20 protein-coding genes are annotated in these 24,859 nt (G+C 69.9%); 5 read left to right on the top strand and 15 right to left on the bottom strand.

What is annotated here, in order from left to right; translation table 11 throughout:
- Positions 1-77: 77 nt before the first annotated feature.
- The 7 genes from ACFVWD_RS21770 to ACFVWD_RS21740 all read right to left on the bottom strand — a co-directional run bounded on the left by ACFVWD_RS21770 (position 78) and on the right by ACFVWD_RS21740 (position 10,994).
- Entirely contained in the window at positions 78-1,223 is a 1,146-nt protein-coding gene (locus tag ACFVWD_RS21770; protein WP_389598168.1) for an ABC transporter ATP-binding protein, read from the bottom strand.
- Positions 1,216-2,274 carry an ABC transporter ATP-binding protein gene (locus ACFVWD_RS21765; RefSeq protein ID WP_389598166.1) on the bottom strand — a complete coding sequence of 353 codons (1,059 nt, stop codon included), beginning with the start codon at positions 2,272-2,274 and terminating at the stop codon, positions 1,216-1,218. The genes ACFVWD_RS21770 and ACFVWD_RS21765 overlap by 8 nt, the downstream gene beginning before the upstream one ends.
- An 11-nt stretch (positions 2,275-2,285) precedes the next feature.
- Entirely contained in the window at positions 2,286-3,233 is a 948-nt protein-coding gene (locus tag ACFVWD_RS21760) for an ABC transporter permease (RefSeq protein ID WP_389598164.1), read from the bottom strand.
- The gene (locus ACFVWD_RS21755) at positions 3,226-4,158 is read right to left on the bottom strand and encodes an ABC transporter permease (protein WP_389598163.1); all 933 of its coding nucleotides are present in this window, start codon (positions 4,156-4,158) and stop codon (positions 3,226-3,228) included. Before ACFVWD_RS21755 ends, ACFVWD_RS21760 begins: the two co-directional genes overlap by 8 nt.
- A gap of 154 nt (positions 4,159-4,312) precedes the next feature.
- Positions 4,313-5,938, bottom strand: a complete 1,626-nt coding sequence (locus ACFVWD_RS21750; protein ID WP_389598161.1) for an ABC transporter substrate-binding protein — start codon at positions 5,936-5,938, stop codon at positions 4,313-4,315.
- A 720-nt stretch (positions 5,939-6,658) separates the two neighbouring features.
- Positions 6,659-8,566: a translational GTPase TypA gene (gene typA, locus ACFVWD_RS21745; RefSeq protein WP_389598159.1), complete on the bottom strand. Its 1,908-nt coding sequence runs from the start codon at positions 8,564-8,566 to the stop codon at positions 6,659-6,661.
- 181 nt (positions 8,567-8,747) lie between these two features.
- A complete protein-coding gene (locus tag ACFVWD_RS21740) occupies positions 8,748-10,994 on the bottom strand; it encodes an ABC transporter family substrate-binding protein (protein WP_389598157.1) in 2,247 nt (748 codons plus the stop codon).
- A gap of 395 nt (positions 10,995-11,389) precedes the next feature.
- On the opposite strand from ACFVWD_RS21740, the gene ACFVWD_RS21735 reads away from it, so the two are divergent.
- From ACFVWD_RS21735 to ACFVWD_RS21720, 4 genes are read left to right on the top strand one after another with little or no spacing between them, the layout of a single operon-like run.
- Positions 11,390-11,680 (top strand): hypothetical protein, encoded by a 291-nt coding sequence (locus tag ACFVWD_RS21735; protein WP_389598155.1) that lies wholly within the window; start codon positions 11,390-11,392, stop codon positions 11,678-11,680.
- 24 nt (positions 11,681-11,704) lie between these two features.
- Complete coding sequence (locus tag ACFVWD_RS21730; RefSeq protein WP_389598153.1) at positions 11,705-12,541, top strand: hypothetical protein; 837 nt, start codon at positions 11,705-11,707, stop codon at positions 12,539-12,541.
- A 17-nt stretch (positions 12,542-12,558) separates the two neighbouring features.
- The gene (locus ACFVWD_RS21725) at positions 12,559-14,502 is read left to right on the top strand and encodes a fumarate reductase/succinate dehydrogenase flavoprotein subunit (RefSeq protein ID WP_389598152.1); all 1,944 of its coding nucleotides are present in this window, start codon (positions 12,559-12,561) and stop codon (positions 14,500-14,502) included.
- Positions 14,499-15,275 (top strand): succinate dehydrogenase/fumarate reductase iron-sulfur subunit, encoded by a 777-nt coding sequence (locus ACFVWD_RS21720; protein ID WP_389598150.1) that lies wholly within the window; start codon positions 14,499-14,501, stop codon positions 15,273-15,275. Before ACFVWD_RS21725 ends, ACFVWD_RS21720 begins: the two co-directional genes overlap by 4 nt.
- 13 nt (positions 15,276-15,288) lie before the next feature.
- Here the strand turns inward: ACFVWD_RS21720 and ACFVWD_RS21715 are convergent, their stop codons facing one another.
- The 4 genes from ACFVWD_RS21715 to ACFVWD_RS21700 are packed head-to-tail and all read right to left on the bottom strand — an operon-like array spanning position 15,289 to position 18,173.
- A complete protein-coding gene (locus tag ACFVWD_RS21715; RefSeq protein WP_389598149.1) occupies positions 15,289-15,618 on the bottom strand; it encodes a hypothetical protein in 330 nt (109 codons plus the stop codon).
- Complete coding sequence (locus ACFVWD_RS21710; protein ID WP_389598147.1) at positions 15,615-15,923, bottom strand: hypothetical protein; 309 nt, start codon at positions 15,921-15,923, stop codon at positions 15,615-15,617. Before ACFVWD_RS21710 ends, ACFVWD_RS21715 begins: the two co-directional genes overlap by 4 nt.
- A gap of 49 nt (positions 15,924-15,972) precedes the next feature.
- Complete coding sequence (locus ACFVWD_RS21705; protein ID WP_389598145.1) at positions 15,973-16,971, bottom strand: phosphotransferase family protein; 999 nt, start codon at positions 16,969-16,971, stop codon at positions 15,973-15,975.
- Positions 16,968-18,173 carry a hypothetical protein gene (locus tag ACFVWD_RS21700; RefSeq protein WP_389598143.1) on the bottom strand — a complete coding sequence of 402 codons (1,206 nt, stop codon included), beginning with the start codon at positions 18,171-18,173 and terminating at the stop codon, positions 16,968-16,970. Before ACFVWD_RS21700 ends, ACFVWD_RS21705 begins: the two co-directional genes overlap by 4 nt.
- Before the next feature lie 106 nt (positions 18,174-18,279).
- On the opposite strand from ACFVWD_RS21700, the gene ACFVWD_RS21695 reads away from it, so the two are divergent.
- A complete protein-coding gene (locus tag ACFVWD_RS21695; protein WP_389598142.1) occupies positions 18,280-19,827 on the top strand; it encodes a hypothetical protein in 1,548 nt (515 codons plus the stop codon).
- Positions 19,828-19,920: 93 nt separating this feature from the next.
- Here ACFVWD_RS21695 and ACFVWD_RS21690 read toward each other — a convergent pair whose 3' ends face one another.
- The 4 genes from ACFVWD_RS21690 to ACFVWD_RS21675 all read right to left on the bottom strand — a co-directional run bounded on the left by ACFVWD_RS21690 (position 19,921) and on the right by ACFVWD_RS21675 (position 24,524).
- Positions 19,921-22,776 carry a SpoIIE family protein phosphatase gene (locus ACFVWD_RS21690; RefSeq protein WP_389598140.1) on the bottom strand — a complete coding sequence of 952 codons (2,856 nt, stop codon included), beginning with the start codon at positions 22,774-22,776 and terminating at the stop codon, positions 19,921-19,923.
- Positions 22,777-23,158: 382 nt separating this feature from the next.
- Positions 23,159-23,590 carry an ATP-binding protein gene (locus ACFVWD_RS21685; protein WP_168495203.1) on the bottom strand — a complete coding sequence of 144 codons (432 nt, stop codon included), beginning with the start codon at positions 23,588-23,590 and terminating at the stop codon, positions 23,159-23,161.
- A gap of 270 nt (positions 23,591-23,860) precedes the next feature.
- The gene (locus tag ACFVWD_RS21680; RefSeq protein ID WP_389598138.1) at positions 23,861-24,262 is read right to left on the bottom strand and encodes a (deoxy)nucleoside triphosphate pyrophosphohydrolase; all 402 of its coding nucleotides are present in this window, start codon (positions 24,260-24,262) and stop codon (positions 23,861-23,863) included.
- A 79-nt stretch (positions 24,263-24,341) separates the two neighbouring features.
- Positions 24,342-24,524 (bottom strand): SPOR domain-containing protein, encoded by a 183-nt coding sequence (locus ACFVWD_RS21675; RefSeq protein WP_101400465.1) that lies wholly within the window; start codon positions 24,522-24,524, stop codon positions 24,342-24,344.
- Positions 24,525-24,859: the final 335 nt, after the last annotated feature.

Genomic DNA, 24,859 nt, shown 5'->3' with positions numbered 1-24,859 from the left:
TCACCCGAAAAAGCCGGTTCCCGGCACCGCGGTGGCGGTGCCGGGAACCGGCCGGTCGATCACGGGACGCTTGGCGCTCAGGCCGCGTGCACGACGTTCTTCTCCTCGGCGAAGTGGCACGCCGACTCATGGGCCGCAGGCGAGTCCACGCCCATGAACACCTCGGGCACCGCGAGGATCGGGGTCTCCACGGAGCACTTGTCCTGGGCCTTCCAGCAGCGGGTGCGGAAGCTGCAGCCCGACGGCGGGTTGGCCGGGGACGGCACGTCACCGGTCAGGATGATCCGCTCGCGGTGCTCACGGGCCTCCGGGTCCGGCACCGGGACGGCCGACAGCAGCGCCTGGGTGTAGGGGTGCGTCGGGTGGTCGTAGATCTGCTCGTCGCTGCCGATCTCCGCCATCTTGCCGAGGTACATGACGCCGACCCGGTCCGAGATGTGCCGGACGATCGACAGGTCGTGCGCGATGAAGAGGTAGGACAGGTTGAACTCGTCCTGGAGCCGCTCCATCAGGTTGATGACCTGCGCCTGCACCGACACGTCGAGCGCCGACACCGGCTCGTCGCAGATGATGATCTCGGGGTTGAGCGCGAGACCACGGGCGATGCCGATGCGCTGACGCTGACCGCCGGAGAACTGGTGCGGGTAGCGGTTGATGTACTCGGGGTTGAGGCCGACCACGTCCAGCAGTTCCTGGACCTTGCGCCGCCGGTCGCCCTTCGGAGCCACCTCGGGGTGGATGTCGAAGGGCTCACCGATGATGTCGCCCACCGTCATACGGGGGTTGAGCGAGGTGTACGGGTCCTGGAAGACCATCTGGATGTTGCGGCGCACGGCCTTCAGGGCGCGCCCGGACAGCTTGGTGATGTCCTGGCCCTTGTAGAAGATCTCGCCCGCGGTGGCCCGCTCCAGGTTCATCAGGAGCTTGGCCACGGTGGACTTGCCGCAGCCGGACTCGCCCACGATGCCCAGCGTCTCGCCCTGGTGCAGATCGAAGGAGATGCCGTCGACGGCCTTCACCGCGCCGATGTGCCGCTTGAACAGGATGCCCTGGGTGAGCGGGAAGTGCTTCACCAGGTTGCGCACCTGAAGGATCGGTTCGCCACGGTCCACCGGCGCCTCGATCGCGGCGACCGCTTCCGTCTCGGAGTGGGCGTCGACGACCTCCACGTCGGAGACGTTCGGGGTGGCCTCCTGCTCGTCGTTCTTGCTGAGCTCAGCCATGGATCGTCTCCTTCCAGAAGTGGCAGGCCGAACCGCGGCCGACCAGCTCGGTGCCGTCCTGCTCGCTGACCGGGAGCAGCCCCGGGACGTCCGTACGGCAGATGTCCTGGGCCTTGGGGCAGCGCGGGTTGAAGGCGCAACCGGTCGGGATGCGCAGCAGGTTGGGCGGCAGCCCCTTGATCGCGTACAGCTCCTGGCCCTTCTGGTCCAGGCGCGGGATCGAGTCCAGCAGACCCCGCGTGTACGGGTGCGCGGGGCGCTTGTACAGCTCGTGGACCGGGGCACGCTCCACGATCCGGCCCGCGTACATCACGGCGATCTTGTCCGCGACGTCGGCGACGACGCCGAGGTCGTGGGTGATCAGGATCAGGCCCATGTTGTACTCGCGCTGAAGGTCCGCGAGCAGGTCCATGACCTGGGCCTGGACCGTCACGTCGAGCGCCGTGGTGGGCTCGTCCGCGATGATCAGGTCCGGCTCCAGGGCCAGCGCCATCGCGATCATGATGCGCTGGCGCATACCGCCCGAGAACTGGTGCGGGTAGTCGTTCACGCGGGCCGCGGAGGCCGGGATCTTCACCCGGTCCATCAGCTCGATCGCCTTGGCCTTGGCCTCCTTCTTGGAGAGGCCCTGGTGCACCCGGAACATCTCGCCGAGCTGGTAGCCGACGGACAGGACCGGGTTGAGCGAGCTGAGCGCGTCCTGGAAGATCATGGCGATCTTCTGGCCGCGGATCTTGCGGCGCTCCTCGCCGGACATCTTGAGCATGTCCTGGCCGCGGAAGAGGATCTCACCCTGCGGGATCCTCGCCGGCGGCATGTCGAGGATGCCCATGATCGCCTGCGCGGTCACGGACTTGCCGGAGCCGGACTCGCCGAGCACGGCGAGCGTCTCGCCCGCGCTTACGCTGTAGTTGACACCGTTGACCGCCTTGGCCACGCCCTCGCGGGTGTGGAACTCGACGTGCAGGTCACGCACTTCGAGCAGCGGCCCGTCGTCGGCGCCGCCCTTACGCGGGGCGGGCACCGGGACGGAGTCTTCGATGATGGTCACGTACGCCTCCCTCAGCGCAGCTTCGGGTCGAGGGCGTTACGGACGGCCTCACCGAGCATGATGAACGCCAGCACCGTGATGCTGAGCATGATCGACGGATAGAGCATGATCCACTGCGCCACGCGGATCTGGTTGCCGCCGTCCGAGATGTCGTTGCCCCAGGACACGCCGTTGAGGCCGAGGCCCAGGAAGGACAGGGTCGCCTCGGCGGAGATGTAGACGCCGAGCGAGATGGTGGAGACGACGATCACGGGGGCGAGGGTGTTCGGCAGGATGTGCCGGAACATGATCCGCGGGGTGCTCGCGCCCAGGGCCTTGGCCGCGTGCACGTAGTCGGCCTGCTTGGTGGTGATCACCGCGCCGCGCATCACGCGGGCGATCTGCGTCCAGCCGAAGGCGGCCAGCGCGCCGATGACGACCCAGGTCGTGCGGTCCGGGAAGGAGGTCAGCACGACCATGGTGGCGAGCAGGAACGGGATGCCGAAGAAGACGTCCGTCAGACGCGACAGGATCGAGTCGACGATGCCGCCGAAGTATCCGGCGATCATGCCCATCAGGCCACCCACCACCGTCACCGCGAGGGTGGTGCCGAAGCCCACGGCCACGGAGGCCCGGGTGCCGTAGACGGTGCGGGCGTAGACACTGCGGCCCTGCTGGTCGTAGCCCAGCCAGTCCGCGGAGAACACATGGCCCAGCTTCGGCTTCTGCAGGAAGTGCTTGGCCAGGTCGCCCTTGATCGGGTCGGTGTCGGTGAACACCCCCGGGAAGAAGGTGATGGTCAGCAGCAGCACGATCAGTACCGCCGAGACACCGAAGATCCAGCTGCGCCGGAGGTCGTTCCAGGCGTCGCCCCACAGGCTGCGGGACTTCTCCGGCTTGGTCACGGGGACCGCCACCGGGGTGGCCCCGCCCTCGGTCGCCACCGCCGTCTGAACGTCGGTCTTGGTCACGTCAGGCATAGCGAATCCTCGGGTCCAGGACCGCGTACAGCAGGTCGACGAGCAGGCTGGCGAGGAGGTAGACCAGCACCAGGATGGTCACCAGGCCGACGAGCGTGGTGCCTTCACGCCGCACGATGGACTGGTAGATCGTGCCACCGATGCCCTGGATGTTGAACAGGCCCTCGGTGACGACGGCTCCGCCCATCAGCGCGCCGATGTCGGTGCCCAGGTAGGTGATCACGGGGATCAGCGAGTTGCGCATGAGGTGGACGCCCACCACACGACGCCGGGGCAGGCCCTTGGCGACGGCGGTACGGATGTAGTCGGCGCGCAGGTTCTCGGCGACCGACGTACGGGTGAGCCGGGTCACATAGGCCAGCGAGGCGGTCGCGAGGACGAACGCCGGCATCAGCAACTCGTTGTAGTTCGTGGAGTCGTTCACGTTCGGCGGCAGCCAGTTGAGCTGGAAGGCGAAGACGACCTTCAGGATGAAGCCGAGAACGAACACCGGAACGGAGATCAGCAGCAGCGAGACCAGCAGGATCGCGTTGTCCGCGAACCGCCCGGCGCGCATGCCCGCCCAGACGCCCAGGATCAAGCCCAGGACCAACTCGATGGCGAAGGCCAGCCCGCCAAGACGGAGGGTCACCGGGAACGCCTCGCCGAGCACGTCCGTGACGGGGCGGCCGCTCGCGATCTGCGTGCCGAAGTCGAGGTGAAGGATCATGTCCTTCATGTAGTGGTAGTACTGCACCAGGATCGGCTGGTCCAGGCCGTACTGATGTCTCAGTGAGGCGATGACGGCGGGGCTTCCGCCCTTGTCGCCGAACAGGCCTCGCACGGGGTCGCCGGGCAGGGCGTAGACCATGAGAAAGATCAGCAGGGTTGTCCCGATGAAGACCGGGATCATCTGGAGCAGTCGTCGTGCGACGTAGCGCCCCATCGTGCCTCCATGTAGTTACTACGACGACAGCCGACGGGCCCTTTCCCCGCGCACCCCTGAACGATGCGCGTGGAAAGGGCCCCCCGGCCGCTGCCGTCCCCCCGGGTGCGGCGCACGAGGCGGCGCCGCACCCGGGATCACGGGCTGATTGCGGTTACTTCTTGACCTGAACGCCGGTCAGGATCGGGTCGCCGTCCTGGGCGTACGCGACGCCGGTGACCTTGTCCGAGTAGCCCGCGTTGACCTTGTAGTACCAGAGCGGAATGCTCGGCATGTAGTTGACGAGCTCCTTCTCGATGTCCTGGTACTTCTTCTCCGAGTCCGCGAGCGAGCTGGCGGTGTCGGCCGCGGCGATGTCGGCGTCGATCTTCTTGTTCGAGAAGCCGCTCTGGTTGCCGTCCGACTTGCTGCCGTACAGGTCACGGATGAAGTTGGCGTTCATCGGGAAGTCGAGCACCCAGCCACTGCGGTACATGGACTTGACCTGCTGAGCGTCACGCGCGTTGAGGTCGGCCTGGAAGTCGGCCTTGGAGTCACCCGCGCACTTGACGCCGGTGGCGTTGGTGATCGAGTTGCAGACCGCCTCCACCCACTCCTTGTGACCGCCGTCGGCGTTGTACTGGATGGTGATGGCGTTGCCCGGGACGCCGCCGCCGTCCTTGATGAGCTGCTTGGCCTTCGTCGGGTTGTACGTGAAGACGTCACCGCCCGCGCTCGGCTGGTAGCCGAGGACGCCCTTCGCGACCCAGCCGGTGGCGGGCTCGCGGGTGCCCTGGAGCACCGTCTTGGTGATGGTGGCGCGGTCGATCGCCATCGACAGGCCCTGCAGGACCTTCGGGTCGATGTTCTTCCACTGCTTGGTGTAGAAGGCCGGCGCGATGGTCTGGATCGCCGAGTACGCCTTGTCCACCGCGCGGCTGCCGAGGTCCGACTTGTAGACCGGCAGGTCCTTCGGGGCGATCTGACGCAGGACGTCGACGTTGCCCGACTTCAGGTCCTCGTAGGCCGTCTCCAGGTTGGTGTAGTTCTTGAAGAGCACACCACCGTTCTTGGCCTTGTCCGGACCCTGGTAGCCGTCGAACTTGGCGACCTCGATCTGCTTCTTGTGCGCCCAGCTGACGAACTTGTACGGGCCGTTGCCGATCGGGTGCTCGCCCGCGGCCTTCGGGTCCTTGTAGAAGGACTCGGGCAGCGGCGAGAAGACCTCGTAGCCGAGCTTGTAGACGTAGTAGGGGATCGCCTTGGAGAGGGAGATCGTGAAGGTGTTGTCGTCGACGACCTTCAGACCGGACATCTCCGTGGCCTTCGGCTTGCCCTTCGCCGGGGCGACGTCGTCGTAGCCAGCGATGTCGGAGAACCAGAAGCTGTTGGTCTGCTTGTTCGCCGGGGCGGCGGCCCAGTTCCACGCCTTGACGTAGGACGTGGCGGTCACCGGGGTGCCGTCGTGGAACTTCCAGCCCGACTTCAGCTTGACCGTGAAGGTCTTGTTGTCCTTCGTGTCCACCGACTGCGCGTTCACGTAGACGATGTTGCCCTTGTCGTCGTAGCTCACGAGCTGCGAGAAGAGCGACTTGATGACGATGCTGCCGTTGGACTCCATGGTGTTGGCCGGCTGCAGCGGGTTCTGCGGCTCGCCCACCTCGACCGAGAACTTACCGGCCGGGTCGACGGCGGCCTTGCTGTCGCTGCCCTTGTCGCTGCCGCCACCACCACAGGCGGTCGCTCCCAGCGCCACAACCGCGGCTATCGCGACCCACTTGGCGCTCTTGGCACCGCGCATGGGTTCCTCCTCATGAGTCCATTGGTTCACCGCAAAAGGGAGCACTAGTCACATTGCCGACACTTGGGACGGAGAAAGTGCTGGCGCCCCCTGCGCTCGCAAGCCGGCGCCACCTGAAGGCGCATGGCCCGTTGATCCGAGCTCTACGCGCCTAACTATCTGCCATGGGCCAGACCCCGACCACACTCACAAGGTCTCGGTTCGATCACACCTGTCGCCTACTTCTTCCAAAATCCGGACAAAGGGTTTGCTGAAAGATCCCTGCGAAACGGACTTGTTACACATCTATCGGTCTCGACCGTCCGCATTGCGGACGCGCGGAGCGAAAAAAGGGGTTGCGGCTATCGTGGCCGTCATGTGGGGGTGCCATCGGCGTGCCCACCCACCCCGGACCGGCGGAGGCGATTGCCCCTCTGTGCGGTCAACGGGCTTCCACGACAAGGCCGTTCGCTGATCAAGCGAGTGCGTCCCCGACGGTGTGATCACGGCAGCGAGACGCACCGTGCGGCCGAGACCCACGTGATTGCAGGGTAGTGGGAACCGGCCAATTTGGAGGTCTGCTCCTCCGTAATGAAGGGTTTTCCCTACCCTTCCCTCGCTCTCCGCCCTATCGCAGCCCCGTACCGCGGCGCAAACCGCGCGTCGCGCTCGGCGCGCCCCCCAACGCGTCGGGCACCCCGCGGATGCGAGGTGCCCGAAATCACTGCGGAACGGCCGAGGTCAGCCGTGCTTGGCGCGGCTGGCGGTGCGACCGCGCTCCTTCTGGTCGAGGACGACCTTGCGGATGCGCACGGCCTCCGGGGTCACCTCGACGCACTCGTCGTCGCGGCAGAACTCCAGGGACTGCTCCAGGGAGAGCTTGCGCGGCGGCACGATCGCCTCGAACGAGTCGGCGGCGGCCGAGCGCATGTTGGTGAGCTTCTTCTCCTTGGTGATGTTCACGTCCATGTCGTCGGCACGCGAGTTCTCGCCGACGATCATGCCCTCGTACACCTCGGTGCCGGGGTCGGTGAACAGCACACCGCGCTCCTGGAGGTTCGTCATCGCGAACGCGGTGACGGCGCCGGAGCGGTCGGCGACCAGCGAGCCGTTGTTACGGGTCGTGAGCGTGCCGAACCACGGCTCGTGGCCCTCGTGGATGGAGTGGGCGATGCCCGTGCCGCGCGTACCGGTCAGGAACTCGGTACGGAAGCCGATGAGACCGCGGGAGGGGACGACGAACTCCAGGCGGACCCAGCCGGAGCCGTGGTTCGACATGTTGTCCATACGGCCCTTGCGGACGCCCATGAGCTGCGTGACCGCGCCCATGTGCTCCTCGGGCACGTCGATCGTCATGCGCTCGACGGGCTCGTACGTCTTGCCCTCGACCTGCTGGGTGACGACCTGCGGCTTGCCGATGGTCAGCTCGAAGCCCTCGCGGCGCATCTGCTCGACCAGGATGGCGAGCGCGAGCTCACCACGGCCCTGGACCTCCCAGGCGTCCGGACGCTCGGTGTCCAGCACCCGCAGCGAGACGTTACCGACCAGCTCGCGGTCGAGACGGTCCTTGACCTGGCGGGCGGTGACCTTGCGGTCCTTGACCGCGGCCTTGGCGGTGGCGCCCTTGCCGGTGCCGCCGCGGCCGACCAGCGGCGAGGTGTTCGTACCGATGGTCATCGAGATCGCGGGCTCGTCCACCGTGATCAGCGGCAGCGCGATCGGGTTCTCGGGGTCGGCCAGGGTCTCGCCGATCATGATGTCCGGGATACCGGCGACCGCGCAGATGTCACCCGGGCCCGCCTTCTCGGCCGGCTTGCGGGTGAGCGCCTCGGTCATCAGCAGCTCGGTGATGCGGACGTTGGACATCGTGCCGTCGCGCTTGATCCACGTGACGGTCTGGCCCTTGCGCAGCTCGCCCTGCTCGACGCGGAGCAGCGCGATACGGCCGAGGAAGTTGTCGGCGTCCAGGTTGGTGACGTGCGCCTGGAGCGGGGCGGACTCGTCGTAGGACGGGGCCGGCACGGACTCCAGGATCGTGGTGAAGAACGGCTCCAGGCTGTCGCTGTCCTGCGGGACCGTGCCGTTCTCCGGCTTGGTCAGGGAGGCGACACCGTCACGCGCACACGCGTAGACGATCGGGAACTCGATCTGGTCCTCGTCGGCGTCCAGGTCGAGGAAGAGGTCGTACGCCTCGTTCACGACCTCGTCGATGCGCGAGTCGGGACGGTCCGTCTTGTTGATGCACAGGATGACGGGCAGGCGGGCCTGCAGCGCCTTGCGCAGCACGAAGCGGGTCTGCGGCAGCGGACCCTCGGAGGCGTCCACGAGGAGGACGACCGCGTCCACCATCGACAGACCGCGCTCGACCTCGCCACCGAAGTCGGCGTGGCCCGGGGTGTCGATGATGTTGATGGTGATGACCTCACCACCATCCTTCGGGTGGTACTTCACGGCCGTGTTCTTGGCCAGGATCGTGATGCCCTTCTCACGCTCCAGGTCGTTCGAGTCCATCATGCGGTCGTCAAGCGACTCGGCGGCGTGCGCGGCGAAGGCACCGGCCTGCTTGAGCATGGCATCGACCAGGGTGGTCTTGCCATGGTCGACGTGGGCGACGATGGCGACGTTGCGGATGTCGTGGCGCGTGGCCATATTGAGGCGCTTCTCCCGGAGTGAGTGGACGGCCTGCGCGTACGTCAGTGCTACGCGGACCCTGCCGGGCTGGACACGCCACGGCCTTACCCCATGGTACGTGGCCTTGACGGGCACGGCCTCCGCGGGCCAGTCCGCGGAGGCCGTGGGCGACGTTGCTCGCCCTTCTTACGTGCCCTTCTTACTTGTCCTTCTTCGTTGGCGTTCCCCCCTGCGCGCCCTTCTTCAGGAAGCCCATGTCCTCGTAAAGAGGGGTCTGGAATCCGAAGGAACCGGCGTTGGCGAGGTTCAGGCGGGTGGCCGTGAGCTGGGGGCGCTGATAGAGGGGAATCGATCCGGCGGCGGCCCAGATCCGGGCGTCGGCCTTGCGGACCAGGGAACGCGACTCGTCCTCGTCCAGCGTCGCGATGGCCTGGTCGAAGAGCTGGTCGACCTGGTCGGTTCCGACCCTGGTGTAGTTCTGCTCGACGGCGAGGGAGCCGTCGGCTGCCGGGACGGGCTTCGCGTAGATCGGGCGGGCGTCGGTGGCGGGGAAGGCCGAGGCGGGCCAGGAGTACAGCGCCAGGTCGTACTGGCCCGAGGCGATGTGGTCCTTGAAATAGCTGTCGTCCGGCACCTTGGACGTCTCGGTCCGGATGCCGATGCGCTCCAGCATCCGTGAGATCTGGTCGGCGACCGTGCGCAGCGACTCCGAACCGGGACCCGAGGGCAGGACGAAGCGCAGCGTCAGCGCCTTGCCGTCCTTGGCGAGCGCGCCGGCCGCGGCGCCCGCCGGGGCGGCCGTGCCCTTGGGCGCGTAGGCTCCCGGCGCCCCGCCCTGCCGGTTGTCCTTGGGGGCGTACTGCCTGCCGTCGAGGTGCTTGTCGGCCTGGTCGTCCGCGTGCTGCTGCCCGTGATTCCCCTGCTTCTCGGCGTGGTCCTTCGGGTCCTTCTTGTCCCGGTCGGCCTCGCCGTTCTTGTCGTCCTCGCCGACGATGAACGTCCCGTCGTCCGAGTCGGCGTCGGAGTCCGCCTTCTTGCCCTCGGGCCCGGCCGCCTTGTCCTTGTCCTTCTTCTTCTGCTGCTGCTGCTCGTTCACCGGTCCCCCGGGCACCCATCCGGCATCCGCCAGCAGCGCCTGCGCCTCCTTGGTGTCCTCACCGCCGAGCGCGCCGCTGTTGTCGGCGTAGGCCGGCTGGCCGGAGAGCGCGAGGTGGCTGCCGACCGGGACGGCGGGCAGGCCCAGCGGGCTCAGGACGATCTTGGCGAGTTCGTCGCGGTTGATGGCGCGGGCGACGGCGCGGCGGACACGCTCGTCGGCGAGCGGGCCCTCGGAGCCGTTCAGGGCCAGCTGGGTGTAGGCGGGCTCGAGGGACTTGCGGACCACGAAGTCGCGCAGGGCCGTCTGCTGACCGGCGTAGGTCGCGACCGCCGTGCGCTGCTTCTCGCGGGCCTTGATCTCGTCGGACGCGGCCTTCTCGTCGGAACCGTGCGCGACCGCCGAGGAACGCAGCGCCTTCGCGGGCGGGAGCGCGGAGCCCGGTCCCTGCAACGAGGCGGTCCCCTTGTCGCGGGCGGCGAGCGCGATCCGGCCCGCCTCTTCGGGGTCGATCTCGGCCAGGTCGACCTTGTCGGCGGCGAGCGCCTCGGCCCGCTTGTCGCGCGGGACGGCGACCAGCGCGATCTCGGAGAGCTTGGCGGGGCGGCCCCACCAGTGCGGGTTGCGGGTGAGCAGGACCTGGCCGTCCTTGTGGTCGATCTTCTGGAGGGCGAACGGGCCCGCGGTGGCCTGGAGCTTGGTGCGCGCCCCGTCGTTGAAGGCGTCCGCGGTGCCCATCACGTCCTTGGGGTACAGCGGTGAGAAGAGCGACTTCCAGTCGGCGTAGGGGCGGCTGAAGGTGACGCGGACCTCCAGGTTGTTCTTGCCTTGCTCGATCTTCTCGATGCGGTCGTAGCCGGCGTTGCGGGCCGTCCAGTACGCGCTGTCCTTGCCGGAAAGGGCGCGCCACTGGGCGGCGAAGTCGGCTGCGCCGATCTCGCGGCCGTCGCTCCAGACGGCCTGCTGGTTGAGCTTGTAGAGGACGACCTGCTTGGGCTCGCTCTCGACGATCTTGGCCGATTCGAGGTAGTCGGGGTTGAGCTGGGGGATGCCGTTGGAGTCGAGGCGGTACAGGGACGGCAGTACGGCGCCGGCGATCCGGGAGGTACCGGCGTCGGCGTCCGCCTGGAAGGTGTTGAGGGTCTGCGGTACGGCGTCCACCGCCCAGCGGAGGGTGCCGCCGTCCTCGATGCGGTCGCGGGTCGCGGGCGCGATGTCCTGCGCGGCGGCGGGCTTGGCGACCTCCTCGTCCGCGCTGCACGCGGCGAGGGCGGGTACCGCGAGCGCGCCCGCGGTGAGGAACGCGACCGAGCGCATCACCGCGCGCGGTCCGACGCCGTCGTGGGACATCTCTGCTACCTCCGGGACAAGCCGCTCCGCGGGCGAACAGGGGTTCTGATCATGTTTGGCGGTATATTTACCGATATAAGGAGTTGATCAGATCTACGGACCCACTGAAGAGGAAAGGGTTCGTCTGCCGGTGGCGACACGCGAGGAGCGAGAGCAAGCACACCCGTGCGGCGCAACGCCGGCCGACTCGATTCAGCCCGTCCGGCGTTTGAGGACGAGACCGTTCAGGCCGAAGCGGGGGTCTGGGGGCGCAACCCCCAGGGGACGGCGCCCCCAGCGCACGCCCGCCAATTGGTGCACGTCCCTTCACACCGGTAGGTGTGACGCGCAACACTCGCAGGCGCATGAACGTCGCCACCCAGGGCCCCGGAGGCCCACGGAAGTGAGGTCACGTCATGTCCGTGCAAGACGACCTGATGTCAGTCCAGCGCTGCCTCGACGACCTGAACCGGTCAGTGGGCCGCCTGGAGCAGCAAATCGGCAGGGGCGGGCTCGAAATGCGCCGCGTCCGCGCCGACGCCGACCATCTGCGCGAGAGCGTCGCGCTGCTGCGCGAGACGGCCCCCGGCGTCGCCTCGCCGCGGCGCCCCGATCTCGTGGCCATCCCCGACACCCCGTACGACAACGCCTTGTGGACGGACTCGGACGACGAGGGTCTCGGCGCCCGCGACCGGCACGCCCCCTGACCCCACCCCGACCGGAGCTCTCCCTTGACCACTGGTACGGAACCCACTGGTACGGAACCCCATCCCTACAGCGGCGGCGTACGCACCGCTACGCGCGCCGCGATCACCGCCCCGCATCTGCGCACCGACCGCTGGTGGCTGGCGCCCGCCGTCACCGCGGCCGGGCTGCTGGCCTTCGTCGTGTACTCGACCTGGCGCGCGTTCGCGGACACGAACTACTACTCGGCGCCGTACGTCTCGCCGTTCTACTCGCCCTGTCTGGCCGAACGGTGCCAGACGATGCACGCGGGCCCGAACGCGGACCTCTTCGGGAGCTGGTGGGGCATCTCCCCCGCCATCATCATCCTGATCTTCCCGCTCGGCTTCCGGCTGACCTGCTACTACTACCGCAAGGCCTACTACCGCGGCTTCTGGATGTCGCCCCCGGCCTGCGCGGTGGCGGAACCGCACAAGAAGTACACCGGCGAGACCCGCTTCCCGCTCATCCTGCAGAACATCCACCGGTACTTCTTCTACGCCGCGATCATCGTCGCCGGGATCCTGACCTACGACACCGTGCTCTCCTTCCGCGACGAGCACTACCGCTGGGGCCACATGGGCCTGGGCACCCTGGTCTTCCTGCTCAACATCACGCTGATCTGGGCCTACACCCTGTCCTGCCACTCCTGCCGGCACATCGTCGGCGGCAAGCTCAAGCACTTCTCCAAACATCCCGTGCGCTACCGGATGTGGCAGTGGGTCGGGAAGCTCAACGCCCGTCACATGCTGCTCGCCTGGGCGTCGCTGATCAGCGTGGCGCTCGCCGACTTCTACGTGTATCTGCTCGCGTCCGGCGCCTTCGACGATCCGCGCTTCTTCTAGATGAGTGGGGCCTTCTGATGTCCGTGGTCGACCGGCAGGAGTGGGACGTCGTCGTGGTCGGTGCCGGTGGCGCCGGACTGCGCGCCGCCATCGAGGCGCGCGAACGTGGCGCCCGTACAGCCGTGATCTGCAAGTCGCTGTTCGGCAAGGCGCACACGGTGATGGCCGAGGGCGGTATCGCGGCGGCCATGGCCAACGCCAACGAGCACGACAACTGGCAGGTCCACTTCCGCGACACCATGCGGGGCGGGAAGTTCCTGAACCAGTGGCGGATGGCCGAGCTGCATGCCAAGGAGGCCCCGGACCGGGTGTGGGAGCTGGAGACCTGGGGCGCCCTCTTCGACCGTACGAAGGACGGGCGGATCTCGCAGCGCAACTTCGGCGGCCACGAGTATCCGCGGCTCGCACACGTCGGCGACCGGACCGGGCTCGAACTCATCCGGACCCTCCAGCAGAAGATCGTGTCGCTCCAGCAGGAGGACATGAAGGAGACGGGCGAGTACGAGAGCCGCCTGAAGGTGTATCAGGAGTGCACCGTCACACGGGTGCTGAAGGACGGCAGCCGCGTCTCCGGGGCGTTCTGCTACGAGCGCGAGTCCGGGCGCTTCTTCGTGCTCGAAGCTCCCTCCGTCGTCATCGCCACCGGCGGTATCGGCAAGTCGTTCAAGGTGACGTCGAACTCGTGGGAGTACACGGGCGACGGGCACGCCCTCGCCCTCCTCGCCGGGGCGCCGCTGCTCAACATGGAGTTCGTGCAGTTCCATCCGACGGGCATGGTCTGGCCGCCGTCGGTGAAGGGGATCCTGGTCACCGAGTCGGTGCGCGGGGACGGCGGGGTGCTCAGGAACTCCGAGGGCAAGCGGTTCATGTTCGAGTACATCCCGGACGTCTTCAAGGAGAAGTACGCGCAGTCCGAGGAGGAGGGCGACCGCTGGTACGAGGACCCGGACCACAACCGGCGTCCCCCGGAGCTGCTGCCGCGCGACGAGGTCGCCCGCGCCATCAACTCCGAGGTGAAGGCGGGTCGCGGGTCGCCGCACGGCGGGGTCTTCCTCGATGTGTCGACCCGGATGCCCGCCGAGGTGATCAGGCGCCGGCTGCCCTCCATGTACCACCAGTTCAAGGAGCTCGCGGACGTCGACATCACGGCGGAGGCGATGGAGGTCGGGCCCACCTGTCACTACGTGATGGGCGGCATCGCGGTCGAGTCGGACTCGGCCGCCGCGCGCGGCGTACCGGGGCTGTTCGCCGCCGGTGAGGTCGCGGGCGGCATGCACGGTTCCAACCGGCTCGGCGGCAACTCCCTCTCCGACCTGCTGGTCTTCGGGCGACGGGCGGGACTGCACGCCGCCGAGTACGCCGCCGACCTGGCCGGGGACCGCCCGCCCGTGGACGACATCCAGATCGACACGGCGGCGGCCGAGGCCCTGCGGCCCTTCTCGGCCGAGGGTCCGGAGCCCGGTGCTGAGAGCGGGCGGCCGCCCGAGAACCCGTACACCCTCCACCAGGAACTCCAGCAGGCCATGAACGACCTGGTCGGCATCATCCGCCGCGAGGCCGAGATGGAACAGGCCCTGGAGAAGCTCGCGGAGCTACGGGTGCGGGCACGGCGGGCCGGAGTCGAGGGCCACCGGCAGTTCAATCCCGGCTGGCACCTCGCCCTCGACCTGCGCAACATGCTCCTGGTCAGCGAGTGCGTGGCCCGCGCCGCCCTGGAGCGCACGGAGTCGCGCGGCGGCCACACCCGCGAGGACCATCCGACGATGGAGCGGACCTGGCGTCGCGTCAATCTCCTGTGCCAACTCACCGATCCCACAGGCGGGTTGGCGGCCACCGACCCGGTGCACGGCCAGATCGACCTCAGCCGCGAGACCACCGAACGCATTCGTCCCGACCTGCTCGCCCTCTTCGAGAAGGAAGAGCTGGTCAAGTACCTCGCCGAAGAGGAGCTCTACGAGTGAGCAGCTACGAGGCCCGCTTCAAGGTGTGGCGCGGGGATGTGAAGGGCGGCGGCCTGGAGGACTTCGCGGTCGAGGTCAACGACGGTGAGGTGGTGCTGGACATCATCCACCGGCTCCAGGCGACCCAGGCCCCGGACCTGGCCGTCCGCTGGAACTGCAAGGCGGGCAAGTGCGGTTCGTGCTCGGCGGAGATCAACGGACGCCCCCGGCTGATGTGCATGACGCGCATGTCGGTGTTCACGCGGGAGGAGACGATCACCGTCACACCGCTGCGCGCCTTCCCGGTCGTACGGGATCTCGTCACGGACGTCGGCTTCAACTACGCGAAGGCGCGGCAGGTCCCCGCCTTCGTCCCCCCGGCCGGTCTCGGCCCCGGCGAGTACCGCATGCAGCAGGAGGACGTGGACCGCTCGCAGGAGTTCCGCAAGTGCATCGAGTGCTTCCTGTGCCAGGACACCTGCCATGTCGTGCGCGACCACGAGGAGAACAAACCGGCGTTCGCGGGCCCGCGCTTCCTGATGCGCGTCGCCGAACTGGACATGCACCCGCTGGACGCGGCCGCCGACACCGGCCTGGATCGCAAGCGCACCGCCCAGGACGAGCACGGCCTCGGCTACTGCAACATCACCAAGTGCTGCACGGAGGTCTGCCCCGAGGGCATCAAGATCACGGACAACGCCCTGATCCCCCTGAAGGAGCGGGCGGTCGACCGCAAGTACGACCCGCTGGTGTGGCTGGGGTCGAAGATCAGGAGGCGGGATTCGTCGTCGTAGGAGTCGGAGGACTCTAAGGAGTCATAGGAGCGGTGGGGCCGCGGCGGCGGTCGCGGGTCGCGCGGTGCATCAGGGCGGCGCCGGTGATCAGGCCCGCGCCGCTCACGACGGCGACGGCGAACTGGAGGAAGCCGGGGCCCGTGAAGGCCAGGCTCAGCGATTCGAGGGCGAGAGCCGCCGTCAGCACCAGCGCGCCCTGGCCCCACAGGCGGCGCCGGACCACGGGGCGGCGCTCCCACCCCGGCACCCGGCCGCCGCGCACGGCGACGATCCCGACGGCCGCCGCGAGTCCCAGGACCACGCCCTCGCCGAGGCCGGCCGCGAAGAGCCAGTGCGCTGTCATCGGCGTGCGGAAGGGCGGCCGGGGCGGCGCGCCGCCATCTGGAGGGCCATGCCCACGAAGGCCACGCCCATGCCTCCGAGCGCGTAGGGCGCCATGCCGATGTCGGGGGCGCGGAACGGTCCGAGGAACACGAAGAGGGTCATACCGACGGCGCTCACCAGCGCCCCGTACCCCCACAGTTTCGGCCGGAGCACGATACTGCGGCCGAACGGCGGCACCCAGCCCGTCGTGATCCCGGCGATCCCGATGGCCGCCAGGCCGACCAGCGCCACCGTGCCCACGGCCTCCACATACGAGTAGTGCATCGGTTCCCCACTCCCCGGCGCGCGCCGCACATCGGACGCGCCCCTCAGATCATGGCACGGGGTTCTCCAGCAGCGTGAGGGTCTGCCCGATGCTGTGTTCCGCGATCGCCCGCATGAACTCCGGATCCGGGAAGTCGCCGTCGAGGAGCCGGAGCGGGCCCGCGACCAGCGAGAGGTGCATGGCCAGGCGGTAGAGGCGCAGCCGGTCCTCGTCGAGGCCGTCGGCACGCAGAGCTGCGTAGTCGTCGTGGAAGCGCTGGCGCAGGAAGACGTGCTCCCACTCGGCGTCGAAGTAGAGCAGGCCCTCGATGTCGATGAGGGCGGGGTGGCCGTGCTCGTCCACGAGCACGTGGTCCGGGCCGAGTTCGCCGTGGACCAGGCCGATGCGGCTGCGCGGGCGGACCCTCTCGGCGAGGGCGTGCAGACGGTCGTGCAGCGCCTCGCGTACGGCGGCGATCCGGGGGTCGCGTGCGGCGGCCTCCGCCAGGTCGGCCAGGGCCCGTTCGAGGACGACCTGCTCGCACGAACCGCCGTGCGCGCTGCCGCCGTTGTCGACGACGGCGACTTTGCCGTGGCGTGGCGCGGGGTGGGCGTGCAGGGTGCTCAGGGCCTCGGCCAGTTCCCGCAGGGGCCCTGCGGCGGCCTCGGGGTCGCGGTGCAGCAGGTCCTCCAGGCTGCCGCCGCGTATGTCCTCCACCACGGCCACGTCCGAGGGCACGCGCGTGTGCGTGCGGTCGGCGAACAGCAGGCGGGGGGTGCGGATGCCGAGCGCGGTGAGTCTGTCGTACGCGGCGGTGAAGAGGTCGAGCCCGGAGGCGTGCGAGAAGGAGTCCCGGGGGTCGGCCGGCGCCGCGTCCCAGTAGTCCTCGGCCGGGTCCCAGACGTAGGCGACCGCGGTGGAGCCGTCGTCGAGGAAGAGCCGGTAGACACCCTTCTTGCTGCCGCCGCGCAGACGGGCGACAGCGGTGAGCGTCCGGGACGGGCCGAGGGCGGCTCGGGCGAGGGGCGCCAGCTCGTCCCTCGCGAGCGGTCTGCGGGTGACGGTCACCGGACCCAGCCTGCCTCGTACGCCGTCCAGTCCTTCTCGCGGGCGGCGAAGTCCACGTACAGGGCGACGCCGAAGTGTTCTCGGGTGCGGTCGGTGCGGGAGAGGCCGAGGCGGGCGCCGCGGACGGCCGCCGCGACCGTCTCGGCGGAGCCGTGGTGGTCCATGTTGTCCTCGTAGTAGAAGGGCAGCCCCATCAGCAGGTCGGTCGATTTCGGGGTGACTTCGAGAGCGAGGGAGGTCTGCTCGGCGACGTAACCCCCGTACAGGCTCTCCAGCGGAAGCGCCGTGTCGTACGACATCACGGCAATCTGGTCGACCCGGCGGGCGACCTGCCTGAAGAACGACTGGGACCACCACTTGGGGTGCGCCGTGAAGGCGCCCGCGACGGAGTGGAGGTTCGGGAGCGGGTCGATCTGGTGGGCGGCGACGGAGAGCTGGGCGTCGTGGGCCCGGGTGACCCGGCGCAGATCGTCGAGCAGGGAAAGGTAGTTCGAGTCGCCGGAGTGCAGGGGCTCCAGGTCGAAGTGGGCGCCCTCGAAACCGGCGTCCAGGATCTGCCCGGCGGAGCGGACGACGGCGGCCCGGGTGGCCGCCCGTTCCAGGCGCATCCCGACCTCCCCCTCGGTGGCGAGCACGTCGCCGAGCCAGGCCTGGACGCGGACGCCGGGCAGTTCGCGGTGCACGGCATCGACCAGCCAACGCGCCTTGGGGTACGCCGACTCGGGCAGGGTCCCGTCGTGCTCCAGCGGTCCCGCGTGCACGTACAGATCCCGGATCCCGGTCGTCCGCAGCCGCTCCGCGAGCGCCTTGACGTCCGCGTCCTTCTTCCGGCCGTCCACCCAGGCGTGGCCCATCCAGAGGGCGTCACGGTTCCTGGTCTGGGTACCGGAGGCCGGGTCTCCGGCATAGTTGACCCGCAGGGCGGTGCCCACGGCGAGCACGGAGAGCAGCGACACCAGAACGAGCGCGAGCGCGACCCGTTTGGGCCAGCGGAGGCGGGGGTGCCGCCAGCCCCGGCCCACCGTTCGAAGCCAGGCGGGGACACGGCTCGGAGAGGTACGGCCCCCGTCGTCCTCCGGCCCGCCCGCTCCCCTCTCCGTCCCCGCCCCGGTGTCCGTCCCCGCCCCGGCCGGTGTCGCCGTGGTCTTCTCCGCCGGCTCCGCCCCGGTCTCCTCCTCGGTCCCCGTGTGCTGCTTGTCCATCCCCCGTGCCCCCTCCGTACGCCCCCGTATCCCCCGTACCTTAAGCGGCACCGCCTCGGCGCACCCCCGGTCGCGCCCCGGCGCAAGCGGTCATACGCTCCCAAATGTGACGTCGCCCCTGAGCCGAAGCCGGTCGCGCCGAGCCACGTCCCACATAGCCGTACGGGTGGCGCATGCCGTGCTCGGGGGGCTGCTGGCGGTGGGGTGGTTGCTGCTGCCCGTCGCACGGGCGGGTGCCGACGAGGTGCGGGCCGCGCCCGGGCGGGGCGGGACGAGCACCGGCGATCTCGTACTGCCCCTCGTCGCGGTGGTCGCCGCGGGGGCGCTGGCGGCGTACTCGTACGCGCGGCGGACACGGCGGGCCCGGACCCGTACGACACCCGGCGGCGGCACCCCGCACCCCGTGCCGTTCACCGAACTCGACCGGCGGGCGGGGCGGTTGCTCGTCGAGATCGACGACTGCGTGCGCACCGGCACGGAGGAACTCGGGCGGGCCGCGGACCGGTTCGGGGAGGAGGCCGTCGAGACGTACACGGAGGCACTGGCGTTCGCGCGCTCCGAGCTGACCGCGTCCTTCCGGCTGTGGCAGCGGCTGGACGACTCCCTGACGGACGACAGCCTCGTGCGGAGGCAGTTGCTGGAGGAGATCGTCGCCCGCTGTTCGGAGGCGGGGCGGCGGCTGGACGCGGAGGCACCCGGGTTCGACCTGCTGCGCGCCCTGGAACGGACGCTGCCTGCCGCGCTGGAGTCGGCGCAGGCCCGTCTCCGGGAGCTCGCCGCGCGCACCCCGGCCGCGGAGGCGACGCTCACCGAGCTGCGCGAGCGGTACGCGCCCTCCGCGTCCCTGTCCGTCGTGGGCCACGTCGAACAGGCCAAGGACCGGATCGTGTTCGCCACCAGCCGCCTGGACCAGGCCCGAAAGTCCCTGGACCGTGAGGAGGGCGCGCGGGCGACGGCGTATCTGCGGGCCGCCGAGGCCGCCGTCGACCAGGCGGGCCTCTTCATGGACGGTATCGACCGGCTGGCCTCCGAACTCGCCTCCGCGGCAACCCTGTTGCCCGGCGCACTGCGTGACGCGCGGGCCGAGCTGGCGGCGGCGCGCGGCCTCCCGGCCGTCGGTGCGCTGCCCGGTCGGATCACGCACGCCGCGTCGGCCGTCGCCGACGTGCGGCGGGAGATCGCGGGCGGCGCCCGTCCGTACGACCCCCTCGGCGCCCTCCGTCGCGTCGCCGACGCCGCGGCACCGCTCCTCGCCGAGGACCGTGTCCCCGTCGACCGGGCCTTCCTGGACCGGGCCTTCCTCGACCACGCGCTCCTTCCGGCCCGCAGTGCCGTCGCCCTCGCCTCCGACTTCGTCACGACGCACCGGGGAGCGGTCGGGGTCGAGGCCCGGACCCGGCTGTCGGAGGCGGAGCGGCACCTCGCGCTCGCGCCCCGCACCCTCGTCGACGTCCGGCGCGCCGATGGGCTCGCCCTGGAGGCCCAGCAGCTCGCGGAGCGGGACGTGCGGGCGTACGGGAATCCGTATGCCGGGCCCGAGGGTGCCGGCGTCGGCGGTGCGGTGCTCGGCGGGATCCTGCTGGACGACACCCCCGAAGCCCCCGCGGCGAGCTTCGGCGGACCGAGGACACGCGGGCGCAGGGACTACTTCTGAGGGCGCGGGGGCTTTCAGGGGTGCAGGGACTTTGGGGGGGTGCAGGGGCCTTAGGGGACGCAGGGGCCCTTGGGGGCGCGGGGAATCGTGCGGTCAGAACAGGCTCAGCAACGCCTCCGCCGGGTCCGTGAGGGGCGTGCCGCCGTCCGGGAGCGGGAGTTCGAACCAGACCGTCTTGCCGCGCGGCGTCCGCCGCGAGCCCCACGCGGCGGAGAGCAGACCGACGAGCTGCAGCCCCCGGCCCCCCTCGTCCGTGTCGCGGGCGCGGCGCCGGCGCGGCTGGACGAGGCCCGCGTCCCAGACCTCGCACACGAGGGTCCGGTCCAGCAGCAGGCGCAGCCTGATCTCGCCCTCGCCGTAGCGCAGCGCGTTGGTGACGAGTTCGCTGACCAGGAGCTCGGCGGTGTCGACGAGCGGCTCCAGCTCCCAGGCGGTGAGCTGGGTGCGCGCGTACTCACGGGCCCGCCCCACACTGCGCGGCTCGCGCGGCAGCGTCCAGTCGCCCACGGAGTCGGCGGGCAGCCCCTGGACACGCGCCATCAGCAGCGCGATGTCGTCCTCGCCGTGGTGGGTGTCGAGGGTGTTGAGGACGTGGTCGCAGACGTCCTCCAGGGGGCGGGAGGGGTCGGTGAGCGCGCCGACGAAGGCCTGCAGGCCCTCGTCGAGGGGGTGATCGCGCGATTCGACCAGTCCATCCGTGTAGAGCGCCAACAGTGCGCCTTCGGGTAGTTCGACCTCCACCTCCTCGAAGGGCTCGCCGCCCACCCCGAGGGGCATGCCCGGCGGCACGTCGAGCATCAGCGCGCTCTCGCCGGGTTCGACGAGCACCGGCGGCAGATGGCCCGCGTTGGCGAAGGTGCAGCGGCGGGTCACGGAGTCGTACACGGCGTACACGCAGGTCGCCAGGTACACCTCGGAGAGGTCGGCGTCGCGGGGCTGGCGGGCCGCGCGGGTGGCCTGCTGGACCCCGCCGGGGGTGCCGAGACCGCGGGCGATCTCGTCCAACGCCGAGAGGACTTCGGCGGGTTCGAGGTCGAGGAGGGCCAGGGTGCGGACCGCGGTGCGCAGTTCACCCATGGCGACCGCCGCGCGCAGACCGCGCCCCATGACGTCGCCGACGACCAACGCCGTGCGGTGACCGGGGAGTTCGATGACGTCGAACCAGTCGCCACCGACCTCGGTGGCCGCGTTGCCGGGCAGGTACCGACACGCGATGTCCAGGCCGGAGGCCTCCGGGTCGCCCGGCGGGAGGAGCGAGCGCTGCAGGATCAGCGCGCGTTCGTGCTCGCGGCGGTAGAGGCGGGCGTTGTCGATGCAGACCGCGGCGCGCGCCGCGAGTTCCACCGCGAGCGCCCGGTCGCGGTCGCCGAACGGCTCGCTGCCCTTCGTACGGGAGAACTGGGCGAGGCCGACCACCGTGTCGTGGGCGACCATCGGGACCGCCAGCGTGGACTGGATGAGCCCGCCGTCCTCGGCGGGGACGTGCTGGGGGCGGGCGGTGCGCAGGGCGTCCGCGCAGTGCGAGTTGAACGGGTAGTGGTGGACGGCGCCCACGGCCACGGGGGCCGGTCCGCCGATGAACGGCGCGTCGGACACGGCGCTGGCGAAGGCGACCCGGCGCAGCTCCGCGCTGCCGTCGGCGAGCGCCCGCGGGGTCTCGTCGCCCGCCAGCAGGCCCTGGTAGAGGTCGACGGTGGCGAGGTCGCAGAAGCCGGGCACGACGACGTCGAGGAGTTCGCGCGCGGTGGTCTCCAGGTCGAGGGAGTTGCCGATGCGGGCGCCCGCCTCGTTCAGAAGAGCGAGATTGCGCCGGGCGGATGCCGCTTCCCGGGCCGCGGCGCGGCGGCTGGTGATGTCGGTTCCGAGCCAGGCGATACCGATGGGGCGGCCGGTGCCGCTGTGCACGCGGTAGAGGTTGATCGACCAGTGCCGGCGCTCGTCGGAGCCGGGTATGAAACCGGTGACGTGCATGTCCGTGATGGAGTCGCCGGTTTCGAGGACGCGGCGCAGCGTCGCGGCGACCCGCTCGGCCTCGGAACGCGGCAGATAGTCGTGGACCGTACGGCCCCGGTGGCTCTCCACGTTTCCGCCGAACACCGAGGCGAACCGCTTGTTGGCGCGCCGGACCCGCAGATCCGTGTCAATGAGCAGGAAGCCGAACGGAGATTGACCGAAAATCGCCTGCGAGGCGGCGAGGTCCGTCTCGATGCTGCGGAGGGTCCGGACGTCCACGACGATGCACACGGCGGCCCGCTCGCCGTCCTCCGTCGTGGTGGGCATCACATAGACCTCGGCGAGGCCCTCGTCGCCCGGCCCACCGTCCTCGGCGGCCGGCATGCGGAAGGGGACCACACCGGTCCACTCGCGGCCGTCCAGGATCTCCGCCATCTTGCGCTGGCCGCGCTCGCGCTGGTCGGGTTCGAAGAACGCCTCGATGGGGTCCATGCCGAGGGCGCGCTCGGGGGATATCCCGAAGAGCTGCTCGGCACGCAGGCTCCACTGGTCGACGAGGCCGTCGGCGCCGATGGAGAACGAGGCGACCTTGATGTAGTCGTAGATCGAACCGGGCGGGCTGCTCTGCCACATCGCGTCGCCCAGGGGCTCTCCGGACGGTTCGACGGACGCTCCACCCTGCGGTCCACCAGGCGACTTGGCCGTGGTCCGGTGCATGTCCGCGCCGATGTCCTTGCCCGCGTCCGTGCCCGTTCCCGTCGGATCGCCCGTCGAGGCGCCCGTCGTCCGAAGCCTCGCGTCGCCGCTCGCTCCGGCGGGTGTGCCGCCCCACGGTGTGTTCGTCGGCTCGGTTCTCGCGTCGCCTCGCGGTCGGGTCATGGCGCCGCCCATCGCCCCGCCCGTCGCTCCGGCCACGGCGGAATCCCCCGCGACCCCCGCCCTCGCGCCGTCCGACGGGTCCTCGGACTCCGTGGCCTTCGCTGGTATCTCGCTCACGCGAACCGTCCCCTCCAGCTCACCGCGTCCGGCACCGGTCACCGGGGGCGGCTGCCCGCAGTATCCAGCACTACGGCGCCGCACAACACGGTGTTCACGATCACAGCACGGTCCCGATGGTTTTTGGACCGGCCGCGACATACTCCCAGTCTTCTAACCAGGTGGCGCCCCCTCGAATCAAAGACTCCGGACAACTCTGGTGGCCTGAACCAATCGGTCGCCCCACCCTCCGTCCGACACACCCTCAGCACGACAGCCGACGCACCCTCAGCCGGGCACCGTCAGCGTCCTCGACCGGCCACCGCCCGGCCCCTCGACAGGCCACCGCCCGGCCCCTCGACCGGGCACCGTCCGCGCCCTCGGCCCGGCACCGTCGGCACCCTCAGCCGGGCACCCCCAGCTCGAACCACACCGTCTTTCCAGTGTCCCCGGGCCGGGTACCCCAACGCCGCGACGACCCCGCCACCAGTTGCAGCCCTCGACCGCTCTCGTCGTCCGCGTCGGCGGACCGCTCGCGGGGCGGGTCGGGCAACGGGTCGGAGACCTCCACGAGGAGGGCACCCGGCAGGCCCCCGGGTCTGACCAGACGGACACCGATGGGGCCGGTGGCGTGCCTCAGCGAGTTGGTCACCAGCTCACTGACCAGCAGCGCGGTCACATCACCGAGGGAATCCAACCCCCAGGTGCGCAGCTGCCCCCGGACGACGGCACGGGCGGTACGGACGGCACCGGGCTCCGCGGGGAAACTCCACTCGGCACAGTCGCCTTCGGTGTCGATCACGCCGATCACTTCCCAGGCCAGGAACCCACCCATGTCCGGTTTCGTGGGGTTAATGGGCACATACCCGATATCCGGGACGCTTTACCGCACAGGTGGGCGCACTGTGGCACGAACGGCGTACCGGACTCCGAGCCGCGGACACGGCTCGCGCTCTCCCGCCCCCGAAAGCCGTACACACAGCGCCGCGCACCGGCGCCCGCGCCCGCACCTCGCATGTCACCGGTGTCCCCCAAAGACATGTCACCGCTGTCCCCCAAAGAGAGGAGTCGGTGCGCGAAGCCCGGCCCTCGGCTCGCCGGCGCCTCAGCCGTCCCAGCGCCGCAGCACCGCCTTCACGGCGGGGACGTCCTGGTCCAGCCAGTCCACGTCCCAGAGCTCGTCCGGGCTCAGCCAGCGCAGCTCGTCATGGTCCTCGAGGGGCGTGGGGTCGGCCGAGCCGGGAAGCAGCCGCGCGGTCCACACACGCAGGACGTACGGCGTCCGCAGGGGCCACTCCCCCGGGACGCGCTCGACGGACTCCGCCGTGACGCCGAGTTCCTCGCGCAGTTCGCGTACGAGGGCGGCTTCGGGGGCCTCGTACGGTTCCACCTTGCCACCGGGCAGCTCCCAGCGTCCGGCCAGTTCGGGGGGTGCGCTGCGGCGCGCGGCGAGGAGGCGTCCGTCGTGCAGCAGGGCGCCGCCCACCACCACGATCGTTTCGTCCATGCGCCGGAGCCTACGGCAGGGCACACCGGACACGGACAGGACGTCGGACCCGGGCCGGGACCGTCACACCGTCACACCGTCACCTGGATCCGTTCTGCGCGATCCGCTCGACCCAGTAGAGCTGCTTGTGGCCGCGGTCGTCGAGGCTGTCCGCGATCTTCTGGGCCTCGGCCCGGGTCGCGTACCTGCCGACGCGATAGCGATTGCCGTTGTCGTCCTGCCGTATGACGAGCCAGGGAAGAGTGATCGTGCCGTCGTTCATCGAGCCCCTCCACTTCCCGCCCCCGGCCCGCGCCGTGCCCCACACTCTAAGGAAACCGCAATCCGCATATGCCCGAGCGTACGCCTAACCTTCACGCAGCGAATACGCCTTTACACAAAGAGGTACGCAACCAGCCAAGACGGAGGGGGCGCATGGGTACGAACGCGCCGTCGAGCGCCCTCCGTGCGCCCGTCAGGCAGCGCGAACTCCGCCCGGGGCAGGGCATTTGAGAAAGGCCAGATTGCAACCGACCTCGCACGCGGGGCACTTGGCGGTCGGCTCGCCCGGGAACGAGGGGGTCCCCGCCCCGCGGACGCCGACCGCCCGTGAACTCC

It is taken from the genome of Streptomyces sp. NPDC058086 (assembly GCF_042885015.1).
In the GTDB taxonomy this organism is placed as follows: Bacteria; Actinomycetota; Actinomycetes; order Streptomycetales; family Streptomycetaceae; genus Streptomyces.
Note: the sequence above shows the minus strand (reverse complement) of the source record. Positions and strands in the feature narration are given on the sequence as shown.